Origin of the sequence: Robbsia andropogonis (assembly GCF_000970345.1) — a bacterium.
Taxonomy (GTDB): domain Bacteria; phylum Pseudomonadota; class Gammaproteobacteria; order Burkholderiales; family Burkholderiaceae; genus Robbsia; species Robbsia andropogonis.
Map to the genome: position 1 here is coordinate 1 of NZ_LAQU01000156.1, position 1,806 is coordinate 1,806.

The 1,806-nt window shown below is 53.8% G+C and carries 1 protein-coding gene and 2 pseudogenes; 2 read left to right on the forward strand and 1 reads right to left on the reverse strand.

The genetic code is table 11. The features are described 5' to 3' along the window. Positions 1–36 precede the first annotated feature (36 nt). Positions 37–333 carry an H-NS histone family protein gene (locus tag WM40_RS26700; protein WP_046154591.1) on the forward strand — a complete coding sequence of 99 codons (297 nt, stop codon included), beginning with the start codon at positions 37–39 and terminating at the stop codon, positions 331–333. 63 nt (positions 334–396) lie between these two features. On the opposite strand, the pseudogene WM40_RS26705 reads toward WM40_RS26700, so the two are convergent. Then, positions 397–1,064 (reverse strand): annotated as a pseudogene (locus WM40_RS26705) (IS6 family transposase). Positions 1,065–1,287: 223 nt separating this feature from the next. On the opposite strand from WM40_RS26705, the pseudogene WM40_RS26710 reads away from it, so the two are divergent. Further along, positions 1,288–1,778 (forward strand): annotated as a pseudogene (locus WM40_RS26710) (hypothetical protein). The last annotated feature ends 28 nt before the right edge of the window (positions 1,779–1,806 follow it).

The following is a 1,806-nucleotide window of genomic DNA, read 5'->3' on the forward strand; positions in this document are numbered from 1 at the left end:
AACGAACAAGGAATCTCTCCTAATCCCGAAAACGCCATGAATCTCGAAGCATTACTCTCACGGCGCGAGGCACTGAACAAGGAAATCGCGCAGCAGATCGCGGCACAGCGTAATGACGCGCTCGCGGAGGTACGTAAAACGGTCGCGCTGTTCGGCTTCACTATCGCTGAACTAGACGTCCCGAAACCGCAAAAGTCCAAACTCAAAAATGTGAAGATCCAGCCGATCTACCGAGATCCGGAGACTGGCTGGACTTGGTCAGGTCGCGGCAAGCCGCCGAAGTTGATTGCCGGAAAGGATTACGATCAATTCTTGATCCAACGCACATCGTAACGGGCGAGGGCATTGTCACGTTATCGGGCGTGGGCCGGAAAAGGCGCATTTCACTGCCTGCTTTCAAAACGCGGACGGATTTTGGCTGCCAAGCGTAAGTTGCTGCCATGACGCAAGATGCGCGGTGAGCTGACGACGGTGTTCGATGGCGCCAAGTATTTCGCGCTTGAGTGAAAAATGCTGTCGAATCGGGCCGAAGTTCGCGAGCAAGCGCTGTGCTCGTCGCAAATCTCTTAAACCACGCATGCGGCAGCCCGTACGAAGATGTGCTTCGTCTTGGCCAGCGCGGGCACTCGGGCTTTGGCGGCAGGGTAACTACGAAGCTGATCTGTCACGATGACCCGCGGTGCCGGGTGGTTGCGCAAGATCCTCTTGAAGAATCGTTCGGCCGCAGCGGTGTCACGACGCTTTTGCAGAAGGATGTCGAGTTCCTGCCCTTGCTCGTCAACGGCGCGCCAGAGCCAATAAGGCCCACCGCGTAGACGCACGAACATTTCGTCCAGATGCCAGGTTTTGGCTTTGCTGCCGGTGATCTTTACCTGAGCGGCAAACCGAGCCCCGAATTTATCGCGCCACCGCCGTATCGATTCGTAGCTGACGATCACGCCGCGCTCAAGCAATAATTCTTCGATGTCGCGCACGCTCAGCGAGAAACGAAAGTACCAGCGCACCGCTAGGCTGATAATGGCAGGCGGGAATCGGTGGCCGCGGTAAATGGGCGAGGATTTCATCCACCTAGCTTACCCGATCGCTTCGCTAACGTGACAGTGCCACGAATTCCCGTTTGGCCGATGAAAATCCAGTATAGTCAGACATTGGAAGATGGAGGTCGATTCTGGACGGCTTTTATGCTGCTACGCGCGATGTCCCGATTATGATCCGGAAGAGGCTATCAGACCATCGTTTCCTGGATAAATCGCAACCGGCGAGATTCTTTCCCCTCTAGTCGTCATCATGATGAAGAAAATAATGTTGTTTCCCACGATTTTGGCCATGCTGCCAGCAGGCGCAGCGGAAAACACGTCCCCATCTATCACGGTTCAATTCGGAAAACCAACAATCGAGCAGAAGTTGTTCTATCAAAAGATGTACGAAAAAAACCTTTTCCGGACGCTACCTTGTATTACTACGATAATGGCGTCTACAAGATCATTTCGCCCGGTGAAGAACATTATGGGGTCTATGTCGTGCATGGCCATCTGACAGACGACGAATACGCGGTCGACTATATTTCGCTGCCCTCATCGGACTGGGGAGGAAAAACGGCGCACCATTATCTGAAATTCAACCGGAAGACCGACATGTTCACGCAGCAGGCGACATGGGAAGACGATCCGAACATCGCGCCGCAGTACGGTCGCTTTTCTCAACGCGAGAACTCGATTGCCGATCCGCGTTCGATCACATGGCAAACGCATTCGGGCCCAAAACAAGAAGTTCAGTGAACTAACGCTGACAGGTCACTTTTACTGG

What these genes read in the sequence shown, in the direction of transcription:
- WM40_RS26700 (WP_046154591.1), top strand. Translation starts at nt 37, where the DNA reads ATGAATCTCGAAGCATTACTCTCACGGCGCGAGGCACTGAACAAGGAA.